General features: G+C 63.4%; 14 protein-coding genes. 4 read left to right on the top strand and 10 right to left on the bottom strand.

Features of this window, described 5'->3' with window-relative positions; genetic code table 11:
- Positions 1-93: 93 nt before the first annotated feature.
- The gene (locus IB255_RS15725; RefSeq protein WP_081515248.1) at positions 94-1,032 is read right to left on the bottom strand and encodes an alpha/beta hydrolase; all 939 of its coding nucleotides are present in this window, start codon (positions 1,030-1,032) and stop codon (positions 94-96) included.
- 123 nt (positions 1,033-1,155) lie between these two features.
- Here IB255_RS15725 and IB255_RS15720 point away from each other — a divergent pair, with 123 nt between their 5' ends.
- Both IB255_RS15720 and IB255_RS15715 read left to right on the top strand, forming a co-directional pair.
- Complete coding sequence (locus IB255_RS15720) at positions 1,156-1,731, top strand: DUF6436 domain-containing protein (RefSeq protein ID WP_192210554.1); 576 nt, start codon at positions 1,156-1,158, stop codon at positions 1,729-1,731.
- Positions 1,732-1,819: 88 nt separating this feature from the next.
- Positions 1,820-2,332, top strand: a complete 513-nt coding sequence (locus IB255_RS15715; RefSeq protein ID WP_081515246.1) for a transcriptional regulator — start codon at positions 1,820-1,822, stop codon at positions 2,330-2,332.
- A 3-nt stretch (positions 2,333-2,335) separates the two neighbouring features.
- Here IB255_RS15715 and IB255_RS15710 read toward each other — a convergent pair whose 3' ends face one another.
- Positions 2,336-3,385, bottom strand: a complete 1,050-nt coding sequence (locus tag IB255_RS15710; RefSeq protein WP_151188686.1) for an AraC family transcriptional regulator — start codon at positions 3,383-3,385, stop codon at positions 2,336-2,338.
- Positions 3,386-3,492: 107 nt separating this feature from the next.
- Here IB255_RS15710 and IB255_RS15705 point away from each other — a divergent pair, with 107 nt between their 5' ends.
- Positions 3,493-5,880 carry a penicillin acylase family protein gene (locus IB255_RS15705; protein WP_192210553.1) on the top strand — a complete coding sequence of 796 codons (2,388 nt, stop codon included), beginning with the start codon at positions 3,493-3,495 and terminating at the stop codon, positions 5,878-5,880.
- Positions 5,881-6,302: 422 nt separating this feature from the next.
- Here IB255_RS15705 and IB255_RS15700 read toward each other — a convergent pair whose 3' ends face one another.
- The 8 genes from IB255_RS15700 to IB255_RS15665 all read right to left on the bottom strand — a co-directional run bounded on the left by IB255_RS15700 (position 6,303) and on the right by IB255_RS15665 (position 15,501).
- Positions 6,303-7,175 carry an ABC transporter permease subunit gene (locus tag IB255_RS15700; RefSeq protein WP_081515243.1) on the bottom strand — a complete coding sequence of 291 codons (873 nt, stop codon included), beginning with the start codon at positions 7,173-7,175 and terminating at the stop codon, positions 6,303-6,305.
- Positions 7,172-8,053 carry an ABC transporter permease subunit gene (locus IB255_RS15695; protein WP_138214270.1) on the bottom strand — a complete coding sequence of 294 codons (882 nt, stop codon included), beginning with the start codon at positions 8,051-8,053 and terminating at the stop codon, positions 7,172-7,174. The genes IB255_RS15700 and IB255_RS15695 overlap by 4 nt, the downstream gene beginning before the upstream one ends.
- Before the next feature lie 26 nt (positions 8,054-8,079).
- The gene (locus IB255_RS15690) at positions 8,080-9,234 is read right to left on the bottom strand and encodes an ABC transporter ATP-binding protein (RefSeq protein WP_081515241.1); all 1,155 of its coding nucleotides are present in this window, start codon (positions 9,232-9,234) and stop codon (positions 8,080-8,082) included.
- Between the two features lie 149 nt (positions 9,235-9,383).
- Positions 9,384-10,454 (bottom strand): polyamine ABC transporter substrate-binding protein, encoded by a 1,071-nt coding sequence (locus IB255_RS15685; protein WP_225594893.1) that lies wholly within the window; start codon positions 10,452-10,454, stop codon positions 9,384-9,386.
- 251 nt (positions 10,455-10,705) lie between these two features.
- Positions 10,706-11,806 (bottom strand): polyamine ABC transporter substrate-binding protein, encoded by a 1,101-nt coding sequence (locus IB255_RS15680; RefSeq protein WP_081515239.1) that lies wholly within the window; start codon positions 11,804-11,806, stop codon positions 10,706-10,708.
- A gap of 117 nt (positions 11,807-11,923) precedes the next feature.
- On the bottom strand, positions 11,924-13,291 hold the full coding sequence (locus IB255_RS15675) for an aspartate aminotransferase family protein (protein WP_045215532.1): 1,368 nt from the start codon (positions 13,289-13,291) through the stop codon (positions 11,924-11,926).
- A 61-nt stretch (positions 13,292-13,352) separates the two neighbouring features.
- Complete coding sequence (locus tag IB255_RS15670) at positions 13,353-14,711, bottom strand: glutamine synthetase family protein (protein WP_081515238.1); 1,359 nt, start codon at positions 14,709-14,711, stop codon at positions 13,353-13,355.
- Between the two features lie 40 nt (positions 14,712-14,751).
- Positions 14,752-15,501 carry a gamma-glutamyl-gamma-aminobutyrate hydrolase family protein gene (locus tag IB255_RS15665; protein WP_081515237.1) on the bottom strand — a complete coding sequence of 250 codons (750 nt, stop codon included), beginning with the start codon at positions 15,499-15,501 and terminating at the stop codon, positions 14,752-14,754.
- 278 nt (positions 15,502-15,779) lie between these two features.
- On the opposite strand from IB255_RS15665, the gene IB255_RS15660 reads away from it, so the two are divergent.
- Positions 15,780-17,159: a glutamine synthetase family protein gene (locus IB255_RS15660; RefSeq protein WP_024762139.1), complete on the top strand. Its 1,380-nt coding sequence runs from the start codon at positions 15,780-15,782 to the stop codon at positions 17,157-17,159.
- The last annotated feature ends 201 nt before the right edge of the window (positions 17,160-17,360 follow it).

Genomic DNA, 17,360 nt, shown 5'->3' with positions numbered 1-17,360 from the left:
CGCTGTACAGAGGGTGGCGCCTGAGGAGCATGGCGCAAGGAGTGTAGGGACACACCCTCGACCACAGCGGCTCCCTTCCCCGCATCATCCCCGCTAGGCCATCCGCTCACTGAGAAAGTCGAAGTAACGCCGGCGCAACGTCTCGCTCTCGTTCGCCAGGTGGTGCCGCGCGCCGGTGAGCAGCAGGCACTCGATCTTCTCGAACTTGTCCTCCAGCACCTTCAGGTTGTAGCGCCAGTCCACCGTCTCGTCGGCATCGCCCTGCACCACCAGCAGGCTCTGCGCGCCGTGGCCGGCCGCCTCGATGCGCGGAATCCAGCGCGCCAGCGCGCCGACCCAGGCCGTGGGCAGGATCTTCGGCTGCAGCGGATCGCGGTCGCGCAGGAAGGAAAGGAATTCGGCGTCGTTGGAGTTCTCGCTGAAACGTCGCGGAATCGAATCCACGAACGGTCGCAGCATCTGGTAGCTGAACTTCGACCAGCCCCAGGCCCGTGGCCGTACCAGCGGCGCCAGCAGGATGGTACGGCCCAGCTCCGGGCGCGGCGCGCCGGTGAGCAGGTAGTCCAGCAGGATTGCCCCGCCGGTGCTCTGCCCGCAGAGATGCCAGGGTTGCGGCAGGTCCAACGCCTGCGCCTGGCCCAACAGCGCGCCCAGCACCACCTGGTATTCGGCGAAGTCGCCGATGCTGGCGGCGGCGCCACCCGACAGGCCGTGGCCCGGCAGGTCGCAGGCCAGCACCGCGAAGCCCATGCCCAGCGCCCAGTCGATCACATGGCGGTACAGGCCCATATGGTCGTAGTAGCCGTGCAGCAGGACGACGGTTCCCCGCGCCAGCACGGGGCGCCAGTACTGCGCGGCAATCTGGTAGCCGCCGGCCTCGAAAGTGCCCAGCCGGCTCTGCAGGCCGGGGTGCCGGGCGTGCAGGTCCAGGCCGTAGAAATGCTGGTACAGCGCGATGCCGACCTCGTTCGCCTCTGCGGTCAGAGGTCGCAGCAGGGTGCGCAGCAGATCGGGCTGGAAGGCTTCAGGCATGGGCGTTTCGCTTCTGGCAGGCGGGTGACGAAGGGAGCGCGTGCAGCAGCGGGATATTCTGCCGCGCTCGCCCCCGTGGCAAGCTTGTCGGCTATCTTACCGACTCTGTCACTGGTCGCCGCCATGTCCTCACGCCGAAAATCGCTGCTCACCTGGCTGATCGCCGCGCTCTGCCTGGGCGCGCTGCTCGCCACCTACTGGTGGTACGAGAACCGCTTCATCCGCCCGTTCAGCCACCAGCCGCAGCTGTTTTCCGGCGACCACCTGATGCTGCCCGCACAATTGGCCGGCCCCGGCAAGATCCGCCTGGTGCACTTCTGGGACCCGGCCTGCCCCTGCAACGTCGGCAACCAGCAGCACCTCGCCGAGCTGATCCAGCGTTTCGGCCCGCAGGGCGTGGAGTTCTTCGCCGTGCAGAAGCCCGGCAGCCGCGGGCACCTGCCCGATACGCTGAGCGCCATGCGCGCGCTGGACTCGGTGCCCGGTGCCGAGCAACTGCCCGCCAGCCCCGCCGTGGCGATCTGGGACGCCCAGGGCAAGCTGGCCTACTTCGGCCCCTACAGCGAAGGAGCGGTCTGCACGTCGGGCAACAGCTTCATCGAGCCGATCCTCGACGCCCTGGTGGGCGGCCGCCCGGTCAACGCGACCCACACCCTGGCGGTGGGCTGCTATTGCCCCTGGGATGGCGCAAAGCACTGAGCCGCATCAACGAAGCCGATGGCCAATCCGTGACTACACTTGGATCGCCGGCCCATGAAGGGCCGATCGCCACCAAGGAGCTTTTCGCATGCGTCTTCCTTCCGCCCTCGCCTTCTGCGCCGTTCTCTCCACCGGGCTGGTGCTGCCCCTGGCCGCCCACGCCGAGGATGCCCCCAACAGCCAACAGGTGATGGAGCAACACAAGCAGGCCATCAACAACCGCATCGCCGACATCGACTACAAGCGCAAGCGCATCGTCGAAGCCAACATGAAGCTCACCCCGCAGGAAACCGAGAAGTTCTGGCCGATCTACAACAGCTACCGCACCGAGGCGGACAAGCTGAGCAAGCAGACTCTGGCGATCATCATCGACTACGCCAACAGCTATAACACCGGCTCGGTGAGCAACGACGACGCGGCGAAGCTGCAGAAGCAGGTGCTGGAGCTGCAGGACGATCGCCAGGAGCTCAAGGAGAAGTACCTCAAGCGCATCGCCAAGGAAGTCTCGCCGCAGCGCGCACTGCGCTTCCTGCAGGTCGAAGACCAGCTCGACGCCATGGCGCTGCTGGAAGTCAGCCGCGAAATCCCGCTGGCCGAGTAATCCTCAGCCTTCGGTGCCGCCCTGCAGGCGCTGGCGATAGCGCTCGGGCGGCACCGAATACCAGCGCTTGAAAGCCCGATAGAACGGCGACAGCTCGGCAAAACCACAGGCCCGCGCCACCTCGCGAATTGCCTCGCCCTGCTCCAGTAATTGCGCGGCACGCTGCCGGCGCACCTCCTCCCGCACTTCCCTGAACGTCTGTGCCCGGCTCGCCAGATTGCGCTGCAGCAGCCCCGGCCGCACGCCCAGCTCACGGGCGCAGCTTTGCAGGGTGCACTCCTCCTCCCCCAACCGCATGGCGATCAGGTAGCGCAGGCGATTGAGCAGGTCGTTCTCGTCCAGCGTTCCCAACTGTTCCCGCGCATGCTCGGTAAGCAACCGGTGCAGCACCGGGTTGCCGGTGCGCGATGGCCGGGCCATCTGCGCGCGATCGAACAACAAGGCGTCATTGGCCTTGCCGAAGCTCGGCGTCAGGCCGAACAGCCGCCGGTGCTCGCTCAAGCGGCGCGGCTGCGGATGGCGGAACTCGATGGCCTGCACGCGGAACTCATCGTCGGTAATCAGCGCCAGCAGCTTGAGGAACAGCAGCATCAGGCACTCCATCTGCTGGCGCAGGTTGCTGGTACCCAGGTAGTTGAGGTCGAGGATCAGCCGCACCTGCTCGCCCTCCTCGCGCATCTGCGCCGCGAAGCCACCGGAGAGGATGTGCTGGAAGCGCAGGAAGCTGTGCAGCGCCTCGCGCAGGTCGCTGCTGGCCATCAGCAGGTAGCCGACCACGTCCAGCAGGCGCGGCTTCATCGCCTCCCCCAGGTGCAGGCCGATATCGGCATCGCCGGTAATTTCGTCAAGGGTCGTCCAGAACAATGGGGCGTCGTCGTGCACCAGGCGACCACTCTGCGCCGGCGGCGGCAGGCGCACCTTCTGCAGGGCCTGGCGGTAGATATCGGTGGGGTCGAAGCCCAGCACCGAGAGCGCCTCGTACAACTGGCGGCGCAGGGTGGCGGACTGGGTCAGCGCCGGGGTGGCGGGGAAGTTCAGCTCGGGGGCGGCCATGGTCACTCCTGGGATTGACCGGAGAATTCCAGTAGCGAGACGTTTGGTCAATGAGCGACGTGCGCTATCCACTGCAGAATCGCCGCATAACAACAAGGAGTTGCTGCATGAAACGCACTTTGACTGTCCTCGCTGTCGTCATCGCCGCTGCAACGGCCGGTGCCGGCTGGTACCTGCATGGCAAGCAGCCGGTACGCGACGGACAACTGCCCCTGGCGGGCCTGGCCAGCGAAGTCACGGTTCGCTACGACGAGCGCGGCGTGCCGCACATCAAGGCCGGCAGCGAGGAAGACATGTACCGGGCGATCGGTTACGTCCACGCCCAGGACCGCCTGTTCCAGATGGAAATCCTCCGTCGCCTGTCCCGTGGCGAGCTGGCCGAGGTGCTCGGGCCCAAGCTGGTGGACACCGACCGCATGTTCCGCAGCCTGCGCATCCGCGACCACGCCGCCGAGTACGTGGCCAGGCAGGACAAGAACTCCCCGGCCTGGAAGGCGCTGGTCGCCTACCTCGATGGCGTCAACCAGTTCCAGGACAGCCACCCGCGCCCGGTGGAATTCGACATCCTCGGCATTCCCAAGCGCGCCTTCACCCCCGAAGACACCGTCAGCGTCGCCGGCTACATGGCCTACAGCTTCGCCGCCGCCTTCCGCACCGAACCGGTGCTGACCTACGTGCGCGACGAACTGGGCGCGGACTACCTGAAGGTCTTCGACCTCGACTGGCATCCCGAAGGCGTGATGACGCCCAAGGCGCTGGCCGCCGCCGACTGGCAGGACCTGAGTGCCATCGCCCGCCTGAGCCACGCCGCGCTGGAAAAGGCCGGCCTGCCGCAATTCGAGGGCAGCAACGCCTGGGCCGTCTCCGGCAGCCGCACGAAGAGCGGCAAGCCGCTGCTGGCGGGCGACCCGCACATCCGCTTCGCCGTGCCGGCAGTGTGGTACGAGATGCAGGCCAGCGCGCCGGGCTTCGAGCTGTACGGCCACTACCAGGCGCTCAACCCCTTCGCCTCGCTCGGCCACAACCTGCAGTTCGGCTGGAGCCTGACCATGTTCCAGAACGACGACGTCGATCTGGTCGCCGAGAAGGTCAACCCGGACAACCCCAACCAGGTCTGGTACCACGGCCAGTGGACGGACCTGAAAAGCGAGGAGCAGAGCATCGCGGTGAAGGGCGAGGCACCGGTGAAGATCACCCTGCGCAGCTCGCCCCACGGCCCGCTGGTCAACGACGCGCTGGGCACCGCCGCGGGCAAGACGCCGGTCTCCATGTGGTGGGCCTTCCTGGAAACCCAGAACCCGATCCTCGACGCCTTCTACGAACTGAACCGCGCCGACACCCTGCCCAAGGCGCGCGCGGCAGCCGCGAAGATCCAGTCGCCAGGCCTCAACGTGGTCTGGGCCAACGCTCGTGGCGACATCGGCTGGTGGGCCTCGGCGCAACTGCCGGTGCGTCCGGACGGGGTCAATCCGAACTTCCTGCTCGACGGCGCCAGTGGCCAGGCCGACAAGAGCGGCTTCTACCCCTTCAGCGAGAACCCGCAGGAAGAGAACCCGGCGCGCGGCTACATCGTCTCCGCCAACTTCCAGCCGGTGCCGGCCAACGGTCGCCCGGTGCCGGGCTACTACAACCTGCCTGATCGCGGCCAGCAGCTGAACAAGCGCCTGTCCGACACTTCCGTGAAGTGGGACCTGCAGAACAGCCAGGCGCTGCAACTGGACACCGCCACCGGCTATGGCCCGCGCTTCCTCAAGCCGCTGCTGCCGATCCTGCGCGAAGCCGCCGCGACCGACGAAGAGAAGGCGCTGTTGGAGAACCTGGCCAACTGGCAGGGCGACCATCCGCTGGACTCTGTCACTGCGACGGTGTTCAACCAGTTGCTCTACCAGGTCGCCGACGGCGCCATGCGCGACGAGATGGGCGACGCCTTCTTCGACAACCTGCTGTCCACCCGCGTGCTCGACGTGGCCCTGCCTCGCCTGGCCGCCGACGAGAACTCGCCCTGGTGGGACAACCGCAAGACGCCGCAGAAGGAAACCCGCGCCGATATCGTCAAGGCCGCCTGGAAGGACAGCCTGGCGCACCTGCGCGCCACCCTCGGCCAGGACTCGCAGCAGTGGCAGTGGGGCAAGGCGCACACCCTCACCCACGGCCACCCGCTGGGCCAGCAGAAGCCGCTGGACCGCCTGTTCAACGTCGGCCCGTTCGCCGCTCCTGGCGGCCACGAGGTGCCGAACAACCTCTCCGCCCGCGTCGGACCTGCGCCCTGGCAGGTGATTTACGGCCCGTCCACCCGTCGCCTGATCGACTTCGCCGACCCGGCCCACAGCCTGGGCATAAACCCGGTAGGCCAGAGCGGCGTACCTTTCGACAAGCACTACGACGACCAGGCCGAGGCCTACATCGAAGGCCAGTACCTGCCGCAGCACTACGACGACAACGAGGTGAAAGCCAACACCCATGGCATCCTGCGGTTGATTCCCGTCCGTCGCTGAAGCGCCCTCGACAAGAGCCACCCGGAAATGAAAAACCCCGCCTCTGCGGGGTTTTTCATTGGTGCGTTGTACAGAGTGTTGCGGGAGATGCCGAAGCTCCCTGGCGCGTTATTTCCCCAAGGGATAACGATCGGGGTGTTGTATTGGGCGCCGTCTCCCGCACGGAGTGCCATAAGGCGTCACTGGAAGTTTGCCGGCTACGCGGCCCGGCCCTGGTTCGGGGGGTGGCCGGACTGCGCATCCGAACACTTCAAGCGTAGTTGGCAATCGGCCAGGGGCGAGCCTTTGCGACACACGGATTTTTCCGATAAATCCCGAGTTTCCAAGCACTTCGGAATAACGTGTGAGCAAAAAAACACGGGCCACCCGAAGGTGGCCCGTGGTTCGACAATCGCCGGATACTACCGGCCGACAAGACGGCGTCAGGCGGTGGCTGTCGAACCCTTCTGCCAATCGGTCGCGTTGGACTCCATGGCTTCCTGGATCGCACGCTTGCGACGCTCTTCGGCCTGGCGGGTGAAGTACCAGGCAAAGAAGGTGAACAGCGATACGGTCAGCAGGATCAGGCTGGCTACGGCGTTGATCTCCGGCTTCACGCCCAGGCGCACGGCGGAGAACACTTCCATCGGCAGGGTGGTGGAACCAGGACCGGACACGAAGCTGGCCAGTACCAGGTCATCCAGCGACAGCGCGAAGGACATCATGCCGCCCGCCGCCAGCGACGGGGCGATCATCGGGATGGTAATCAGCATGAACACTTTCCAGGGCTTGGCGCCCAAGTCCATGGCCGCTTCCTCGATGGACAGGTCCAGCTCGCGCAGGCGCGCCGACACCACCACCGCCACGTAGGACGAGCAGAAGCTGGTGTGGGCGATCCAGATGGTCACGATGCCGCGCTCCTGCGGCCAGCCGATCAACTGAGCCATCGCAACGAACAACAGCAGCAGCGACAGACCGGTGATCACCTCGGGCATGACCAGCGGCGCGGTGACCATGCCGCCGAACAGCGTACGGCCACGGAAGCGCGGGATGCGGGTCAGCACGAAGGCCGCCAGGGTGCCCAGCGCCACCGAGGAGATCGCGGTGTAGCAGGCGATCTCCAGCGAGCGGAACACCGAACCGACCAGCTGCTGGTTGTCCAGCAGGCCGACGTACCACTTCACCGACCAGCCACCCCACACGGTCACCAACTTGGAGCCGTTGAACGAGTAGATGACCAGGATGAGCATCGGCACGTAGATGAAGAGCAGGCCCAACACCAGCATGATGTTGGAGAACGACCAACGCTTGTTCATACCTTGCCCTCCAACTCTTTAGCTTGGTTCTTGTTGAAGAAGATGATGGGCACGATCAGGATCGCCAGCATCACGACGGCAAGGGCGGAAGCCACCGGCCAGTCACGGTTGTTGAAGAATTCCTGCCACAGCACTTTACCGATCATCAGCGTCTCGGGACCGCCAAGCAGTTCCGGGATCACGAACTCGCCCACTGCCGGGATGAACACCAGCATGCAGCCGGCGATGATGCCGTTCTTGGACAGCGGGACGGTGATCTTCCAGAAGCTGGTGAAGCTGCGCGCGCCGAGGTCGGAGGCGGCTTCCAGCAGGCTCATGTCGTGCTTCACCAGGTTGGCGTAGAGCGGCATGACCATGAAGGGCAGGTACGAGTAGACGATACCGATGTACACCGCGAAGTTGGTGTTCAGGATCGTCAGCGGCTCGTTGATGATGCCCAGCCACATCAGGAAGCTGTTGAGCAGGCCGTTGTTGGACAGGATGCCCATCCAGGCGTACACGCGGATCAGGATCGCCGTCCAGGTCGGCATCATGATCAGCAGCAGCAGGACGGTCTGCATTTCCTTGCTGGCGCGGGCGATGGCATAGGCCATCGGGTATCCGATGAGCAGGCACAGGAAGGTGCTGATCGCCGCCATCTTCAGCGAGCCCAGGTAGGCGTCGATGTAGAGCGGGTCGTCCGTCAGCATCAGGTAGTTGCCCAGGTTCATCACGACCTGGAGCGTCTGGTCGGCGTACTGGAAGACTTCGGTGTACGGCGGAATGGCCACGTCCGCTGCCGCCAGACTGATCTTCAGCACGATGGCGAAGGGCAGCAGGAAGAACAGGAAGAGCCAGAAGAACGGCACACCGATCACGGCATGCCGGCCGTTCGGCAGGCGTTTCATGAGCGATTTGCTGATGTTCATGATTGCAGTACCACACCGCTGTCGTCGTACCAGCTGATGTAAACCGGCTGGTCCCAGGTCGGGCGCGCGACGTGGCGCTCGGCGTTGGCCATGAAGGCCTGGACGATGAAGCCGGAGGCCAGCTTGATGTAGTACACCGAGTGACCGCCCAGGTAGGCGATGTCGTGGACGGTGCCCTGGGCGACGTTGAAGCCTTCGTGCTCGAGGTTTTCCGGTTTCTGCGCAGTGACCATGACCTTTTCAGGACGCAGTGCGTAGGTCATGCGCTTGTTCTCGGCACGGGTGCTGATGCCGTGGCCGATGTAGATCGGGTTTTCCAGCTGCGGGCAGGCGATGACCGCGTGGTCCTGCAGGTCCTCGACGATCTCGCCGTCGAACAGGTTGACGTTGCCGATGAACTCGCAGATCAGGCGGCTGGCCGGCGTCTCGTAGATGTCCATCGGGCTGCCGATCTGCTCGATGCAACCCAGGTGCATGATGGCGATGCGCTGGGCCATGGTCATGGCCTCTTCCTGGTCGTGGGTCACCATCACGCAGGTCACGCCCACGCGCTCGATGATCTCCACCAGTTCCAGTTGCATCTGCGAACGCAGTTTCTTGTCCAGCGCGCCCATGGGTTCGTCGAGCAGCAGCAGCTTCGGACGCTTGGCCAGGGAGCGGGCCAGGGCCACGCGCTGACGCTGGCCGCCAGAAAGCTGGTGCGGCTTGCGCTTGGCGTACTGGGTCATCTGCACGAGCTTGAGCATCTCGTCGACGATCTTGTCGATCTCCGCCTTGGGCAGACCGTCCTGCTTCAGGCCGAAGGCGATGTTCTGCGCCACGCTCATGTGGGGGAACAGGGCGTACGACTGGAACATCATGTTGATCGGCCGCTCATAGGGCGGCAGGTCGGTAATGTCCTGGCCATCGAGGAAGATGCGACCTTCAGTGGGACGCTCGAAACCAGCCAGCATGCGAAGCAGGGTCGACTTGCCCGAACCCGAACCACCCAGCAGGGCGAAGATTTCGCCTTTCTTGATGTCCAGGGACACGCTGTCCACAGCCAGCGTTTCGTCGAACTGCTTGCTGACCCGGTCGATTTTTACCAGAACCTCTTTAGGCTTCTGGTCGCCACTCAAGGCTTTCTTGTAGGCACCGGAGGCTATTGCCATTACCACAACTCCCAAATCATAGAGGCCCGGCCCCCGCGGCCGGGCATGCTTGGTATTACAGGGCTGGCGCAGTTTACGTGCGCCGCCGGGCCTTTCGAGGGGCCCTGCGACGCTCCGTGCCCGCGCGGACGGATTTGGGGAAAACCGTCTTACTTGCCCGACTTGATCTTGGTCCAGGAACGGGTCATGAGGCGCAGGATCTTCGGCGGCAGCTCATGCTGCACGAAGAGTTTGTCGAGAACCTCCTGGGATGGGTACACCTCAGGATTGTTGCGCACGGACTCATCCATGAATTCGCCAGCCTTGGGGTTCGGGTTGGCGTAACCGACGTAATCGCTGACCTTGGCGATCACTTCGGGCTTGAGCAGGTAGTTGATGAACGCGTGGGCCGCCTTCGGGTTGGAGGCATCCTTCGGCACGGCGAGGATGTCGAACCAGAGGTTGGCGCCTTCCTTGGGAATGGCGTAGGCGATGTTCACGCCCTTGCCGGCTTCCTTGGCGCGGTTGGCGGCCTGGAACACGTCACCGGAGAAACCGGCCGCAACGCAGATGTTGCCGTTGGCCAGGTCGGAGATGTACTTGGAGGAGTGGAAGTAGGTGACGTACGGACGCACCTTCATCAGCTTGTCCTCCACCTTCTTGTAGTCATCCGGGTTGGTGCTGTTGGGGTCCAGCCCCATGTACTTGAGCACAGCCGGCATCATCTCGTCGCCCGAATCAAGGAAGGCGACGCCGCACTGGCTGAGCTTCTTCATGTTCTCGGGCTCGAAGAGGACGGCCCACGAATCGATGGTGTCGACACCCAGCACGGCCTTGACCTTCTCGACGTTGTAGCCGATGCCGTTGGTGCCCCACAGGTACGGCACGCCGTACAGGTTGCCCGGGTCGTTGGCCTCGAGCTGCTTCATCAGGTGCGGATCGAGGTTCGACCAATTCGGCAGCTGGCTCTTGTCCAGCTTCTGGAACGCGCCGGCCTTGATCTGGCGACCGAGGAAGTGGTTGGACGGCACGACCACGTCGTAGCCGGTACGACCGGCCAGCAGCTTGCCTTCCAGGGTTTCGTTGGAGTCGAAGACGTCGTACACCGGCTTGATACCGGTTTCCTTCTCGAAATCGGCGAGGGTGGTTTCACCGATGTAGTCCGACCAGTTGTAGATGTGGACGGTCTGTTCCGCCTGGGCCAGCGAAGTCAGGCCGAAGACGGAGACTGCAGCGATCAGGGTTCTGCGGAAGGGAATGCGCACACGTGAGTCCTCTCGTTGTTTTTGACTACTTCAGTCGGTTGCTGCCGGGGTTTCGACGGCCGGTCCGTGGATAGCGCCGAACCCTTTACAGCACGAGAGCGCCGGGGCTTGCGCAGCCATTCCACCGATGGAAGCTGTTTGTTGCTACCGGTAGCGGGCGAGGGAGCGCACTCCCCCGCCGCTGTCCGGACCATCCGCTGGCGCGCCAGGCGACAGCGATTACCCGATTACTTGCCGGACTTGATGGTGGTCCAGCTGCGGGTCATCAGACGCTGGGTCTTCGCCGGCAGGTCCGGGAAGGCGTACAGCTTCTTCATGGTTTCCGGAGTCGGATACACGCCCGGGTCGTTGCGGATCGCCTCGCTCACCATCGGGGTGGCTGCGGCGTTGCCGTTCGGGAACTGCACGACGTTGGTGATCTCGGACATGACCGCCGGCTCGAGCAGGAAGTTGATCCACTTCAGCGCGGCTTCCTGGTTCTCGGCATCCTTCGGAATGGCGACGGTGTCGAAGAACGCGCCAGCACCTTCCTTCGGAATGTTGTACTTCACAGTGACCTTGTTCTTGGCTTCTTCAGCGCGGGACTTGGCCTGGTACACGTCACCCGAGTAACCGATAGCCACGCAGATGTTGCCGTTGGCGATATCGGAGATGTACTTGGAGGAGTGGAAGTAGGAGACGTACGGGCGAATCTTCAGGAACAGCGCTTCGGCTTCCTTGAGTTCTTTCGGGTCCTGGCTATCGGGCTTGTAGCCCAGGTAGTGCAGGGCAGCCGGCAGCATTTCGGTCGGCGAATCGAGGAAGCTCACGCCGCAGGCCTTCAGCTTCTGGATGTTTTCCGGCTTGAACACCAGGTCCCAGGAGTCCACCGGGGCGTTGTCGCCCAGCGCGGCCTTGACCTTGTCCGGGTTGTAGCCGATGCCGATGGTGCCCCACATGTAGGGGATCGCGTACTGGTTGCCCGGGTCGCTGATTTCCAGCGTCTTCATGATGTCCGGGTTCAGGTTCTTCCAGTTCGGCAGCTTGGACTTGTCCAGCGGCGTGTACACGCCGGCCTTGATCTGCTTGGCCAGGAAGGAGTTGGACGGCACCACGATGTCGTAGCCCGACTTGCCGGCCAGCAGCTTGGCTTCCAGCACTTCGTTGCTGTCGTAGACGTCGTAGACGACCTTGATTCCGGTTTCCTTGGTGAACTTGTCGACCGTGTCCGGCGCGATGTAGTCCGACCAGTTGTAGACGTGCAGCACCTTGTCATCTGCCTGCGCCATACCAGCCACAGCGCCTGCCAGCGTTACAGCGAGCAGGGATTTGCCGAAGGTCTTGAACATGCGGGTAGCTCCGTTTGTTTTTTTGATGTTCCGGGTGGCGTGGACATCTCCTTCCGTCACCACCCGGTGAGCCTGGCCAACGCACAGGCGCAGTCTGTCAAAGGTCCGGTGAAAGACTCAAGACAGAACGGCTGCGGCGGTTTGATCGAGGCACTTGCGCGCCAGGGTGATCAGGTCATCGATCTGCGATTTCTCGATCACCAGCGGCGGCGAGATAATCATAGTGTCTCCCACCGCGCGCATGATCAGACCGTTGCGGAAGCAGTGCTCGCGGCACAGCATCCCGACACCCTTGCCTTCGAAGCGCTCGCGGGTCTTCTTGTTCTTCACCAGCTCCAGTGCTGCCACCAGGCCTACCCCGCGGGCTTCGCCTACCAGGGGATGGTCGGCCAGCTCTTGCCAGCGCTGTTGCAAATACGGTGCCGTTTCGTTCTTCACACGCTCGACGATCTTCTCTTCCCGCAGGATGCGGATGTTCTCCAGCGCCACCGCAGCGGCTACCGGGTGACCAGAGTAAGTGAAGCCGTGGTAGAACTCCCCACCCTCATTCAGGGTATGGACGATCTCGTCGCGAACGATCACGCCGCCCATGGGGATGTAGCCGGAGGTCAGGCCCTTGGCGATCGGCATCAGGTCCGGGGCGTTGCCGAAGTACTGGCTGCCGAACCATTCGCCGGTACGGCCGAAGCCGCAGATGACTTCGTCGGCGATGAACAGGATGTCGTACTTGGCGAGGATCTCGCGGATCTTCGGCCAGTAGGTTTTCGGCGGAATGATCACGCCGCCCGCGCCCTGCAGGGGCTCGGCGATGAAGGCGGCGACCTTGTCTTCGCCGACTTCGAGAATCTTCTTCTCCAGTTGCTCGGCCGCCCAGACGCCGAACTCTTCCGGGTCCATATCGCCGCCTTCGCCGAACCAGTACGGCTGGGCAATGTGCTCGATGCCGGGGATCGGCAGGTCACCCTGCTCGTGCAGCGCCTTCATGCCGCCCAGGCTGACGCCGGCGACGGTGGAGCCGTGGTAGCCGTTCCAGCGGCCGATGACCACTTTCTTCTGCGGCTGACCCTTGATGGTCCAGTAGTGGCGAACCATGCGCAGCACGGTGTCGTTGGACTCCGAGCCCGAGCCGGTGAAGAACACGTGGTTCATGCCTTCGGGGGCGATGTCGGCGATGGCCTTGGACAGCTCCAGCACCGGCGGGTGGGCGGTCTGGAAGAACAGGTTGTAGTAGGGCAGTTCCTGCATCTGCTTGTAGGCGACTTCAGCAAGTTCCTTGCGACCGTAGCCGACGTTCACGCACCACAGGCCAGCCATGCCGTCGAGGATCTTGTTGCCCTCGCTGTCCCACAGGTATACGCCTTCGGCCTTGGTGATGATGCGCGCACCCTTCTCGTTCAGCTGCTTGTAGTCGGTGAACGGAGCCAGGTGGTGATCGCGGCTGAGCGCCTGCCAGTGTTGGGTGTTGGCGCTGGTCTGGTTAGTCATCTTGATAAAACCTCTTCTCTAAGAAACACGGGGCCCGGCCACGCGCCGGACCCCACGCCGATCAGACAGAAAGCAGAAGGAACTCACGCTCCCAGGAACTGATTACTCGCTTGAAGTTCTCGTGCTCGGCGCGCTTCACCGCGACGTAGCCCCGAATGAACTTGTCACCCAGGTATTTCTCCAGGGTCTTGCTGCCTTCCATGCACTCCAGGGCGGCTTCGATGGTCAGCGGCAGGCGCAGGTTACGCCGTTCGTAGCCACGGCCTTTGACCTGGGCACTGGGTTTGAGGCCTTCGACCATGCCGATGTAGCCGCACAGCAGGCTGGCCGCCAGGGCCAGGTAAGGGTTGGCGTCGGCGCCGGCCAGGCGGTTCTCCACGCGGCGGTTGTCCGGGGTGGAATCCGGTACGCGCAGGCCCACGGTACGGTTCTCCTCGCCCCACTCCACGTTCACTGGCGCCGAGGTATCGGGCAGGAAGCGGCGGAACGAGTTGACGTTCGGCGCGAACAGCGGCAACGCCTCGGGGATCAGCTTCTGCAGACCGCCGATGTGGTGCAGGAACAGCTCGCTCATGCTGCCGTCGGCGTTGGAGAAGATGTTCTTGCCGGTCTTGAGGTCGACGATGCTCTGGTGCAGGTGCATGGCACTGCCCGGCTCGCCGGTCATCGGCTTGGCCATGAAGGTGGCGGCGACGTTGTGCTTGAGGGCGGCCTCGCGCATGGTGCGCTTGAACACCACGATCTGGTCGGCCAGGTCCAGGGCATCGCCGTGACGGAAGTTGATCTCCATCTGCGCGGTGCCTTCTTCATGGATCAGGGTGTCCAGATCCAGGCCCTGCAGTTCGCACCAGTCGTACATGTCCTCGAACAGCGGGTCGAATTCGTTCGCCGCGTCGATGGAGAAGGACTGGCGACCGGTCTCCTGGCGACCGGAACGGCCGATCGGAGCCTGCAGCGGGTAGTCGGGGTCGTCGCTGCGCTTGGTCAGGTAGAACTCCATCTCCGGCGCCACGATCGGTTTCCAGCCCTTGTCGGCGTACAGCTGGAGAACGCGCTTGAGCACGTTGCGCGGCGACAGCTCGATGGGGTTGCCCAGCTTGTCGTAGGTATCGTGGATGACCATCGCAGTCGGCTCGATAGCCCAGGGGACGAGGAACACGGCATTCTCGTCCGGGCGGCAGACCATATCGATGTCGGCCGGGTCCAGCAGGTCGTAATAGATGTCGTCTTCGACGTAATCACCGGTCACGGTCTGCAGGAGAACGCTCTCCGGCAGGCGCATGCCCTTCTCGTTGAGGAATTTCGCGGTCGGCGCGATCTTGCCCCGGGCAATCCCGGTCAGGTCGGCGATCATGCATTCCACTTCGGTGATCTTGCGTTCTTTCAACCAGCCACTGAGCTGGTCTAACTTGCTAGTCATAAAGACCTCAGGGTTTGAGAGCCCGGCCCCAACGCCGGACTCAGCGGTTCCCCGCCCTCTTGCTGCAGGCTTTGCCGAATGCCTGGAAGATAGCGAGATAGTTGGGGTTCGTTTCGACCTGCCACTCCGGGTGCCACTGCACCCCGACGGCAAAGGCCGCACCTTCGACGGAGAAGGCTTCAACCAACCCGTCAGGCGCCAGAGCTTCTACACGAAGGCCGGGCGCCAGACGATCAACGCCCTGGCCGTGAATAGAGTTGACCTGGAACTGCGAGGGTAGCCCGATACCGGCGAAAACGCCGCCCGGCTGCACGTCGACGACGTGCCGCAGACCATATTGGATTTCGATCGGCTCACCCGCGGGTTCGCGGTGGTCCATCAAGCCTTCGACTTCGTGCACTTTCTGGTGCAGCGAACCGCCAAAGGCGACGTTCATTTCCTGGAAGCCGCGGCAGATGCCCAGCACCGGAATCCCGGCCGCGACGGCGCGGCGAATCAGCGGCAGCGTCGTACTGTCGCGCTCGGGATCATGAGGGGTGCCTGCAATGCTGGCGGAGCCACTATAATGATGGGGTTCGACGTTCGACGCCGAGCCTGTGAAGAGCAGGCCGTCGAACGCGGCCAACATGTCTTCCTGGTCGATGGCATCGCCCAGGGAGGGAATGATCAAAGGAATGCCCGAGGCCCCGGAGATCAGCGCTCTGAGGTATTTGTCGCCAGCAACATGGTAGGGTTTGGATGCGATCTGCTTGATGCAGGCGGACACGCCGATTAACGGCAGGCGAGACATGGGACACCCGTGTTTGTAAGTGTTATGGGCTTGAGGCCGAGCTTAGCCTTGTTCATTTTTTTACACAATAGCCATGTAAAAAATCAAACACGCCCCACTGAACAGCCCGCCACCAAAGGCTCTCCGCTCATCAAAAGCGGCTTGAAACGCCCCAAAAACGGCCCATCACGACAGGTGTGCCCCACTTTGGTGCGACATTGACAACCCTTGCCAATTCGGATTGACTCACACCTCAGCTTTCGAATGATTGAAATTTTTAACAATAAAGGTGTTACATCATGTCGGTACCCCAGAGTGCCGTGTCGCTCGAAGAAGCGAGTGAGTTCCTGAAGGAACACCCCGAGGTCCAATTCGTCGACCTCCTTATTGCAGACATGAATGGTGTGGTCCGCGGCAAGCGCATCGAACGCACCAACCTGCCCAAAGTCTATGAGAAGGGCATCAACCTCCCCGCCTCTCTCTTCGCTCTCGACATTACCGGCTCCACCGTAGAAAGCACCGGCCTCGGCCTGGACATTGGCGACGCGGATCGCGTCTGTTTCCCAATCCCCAACACCCTTTCCATGGAACCCTGGCAGAAGCGCCCGACCGCGCAACTGCTGATGACCATGCACGAGATGGAAGAACGCACGCCGTTCTTCGCCGACCCGCGTGAAGTGCTGCGTCAGGTCGTACAGAAGTTCACCGACATCGGCCTGACCATCGTCGCGGCCTTCGAGCTCGAGTTCTACCTGATCGACCAGGAGAACGTGAACGGCCGTCCGCAGCCGCCGCGCTCGCCGATCTCCGGCAAGCGTCCGCAATCGGTCCAGGTCTACTCCATCGACGACCTCGACGAGTACGCCGACTGCCTGCAGGACATCATCGACGGCGCCCGCGCCCAGGGCATTCCGGCCGACGCCATCGTCAAGGAAAGCGCCCCGGCCCAGTTCGAAGTCAACATGCACCACGTTGACGACGCCCTGAAGGCCTGCGACTACGCAGTCCTGCTCAAGCGCCTGATCAAGAACGTCGCCTACGACCACGAGATGGACTCGACCTTCATGGCCAAGCCCTACCCGGGTCAGGCAGGCAACGGTCTGCACGTCCACGTCTCGCTGCTCGACAAGGACGGCAAGAACATCTTCACCAGCGAGGATCCCGAGCAGAACGCCGCGTTGCGCCACGCGATCGGCGGTGTGCTCGAGACCCTGCCGGCGTCGATGGCGTTCCTTTGCCCGAACGTCAACTCGTACCGCCGTTTCGGTTCGGCCTTCTTCGTGCCGAACGCGCCGAGCTGGGGCCTGGACAACCGTACCGTCGCCCTGCGCGTGCCGACCGGAGCGCCGGAAGCGGTGCGCCTGGAGCACCGCGTCGCCGGTGCCGACGCCAACCCGTACCTGCTGCTCTCGGCGGTACTGGCCGGCGTCCACCACGGCCTGACCAACAAGGTCGAGCCGGGCGCGCCGATCGAAGGCAACGCCTACGAGCAGCTGGAACAGAGCCTGCCGAACAACCTGCGCGATGCCCTGCGCGAGCTGGACGACAGCGACGTGATGAACAAGTACATCAGCCCCGAGTACATCGACATCTTCGTCGCGTGCAAGGAGCATGAGATGCAGGAGTTCGAGTATTCGATCTCCGACCTCGAGTACAACTGGTACTTGCACACCGTATAAGTGGTAAACGAAACGCCGGCCCTCGTGCCGGCGTTTCCTTGTGCCTCTGGCACACCCGGGGAACTGCGACATCGCAACGGCGAGGAGGGGCGCCGCAGCGAGTCACATCCGTCGTTCCTTCCTGCCCGCGATGTCTCCATCCGCCTGTCCGGGCGTGCATCGCGTCTGTCGTGTCTTTGCTGTCGCGCTATCGAGCGGCGA

This window comes from Pseudomonas sp. PDM22 (assembly GCF_014851965.1).
In the GTDB taxonomy this organism is placed as follows: Bacteria; Pseudomonadota; Gammaproteobacteria; order Pseudomonadales; family Pseudomonadaceae; genus Pseudomonas.
Note: the sequence above shows the minus strand (reverse complement) of the source record. Positions and strands in the feature narration are given on the sequence as shown.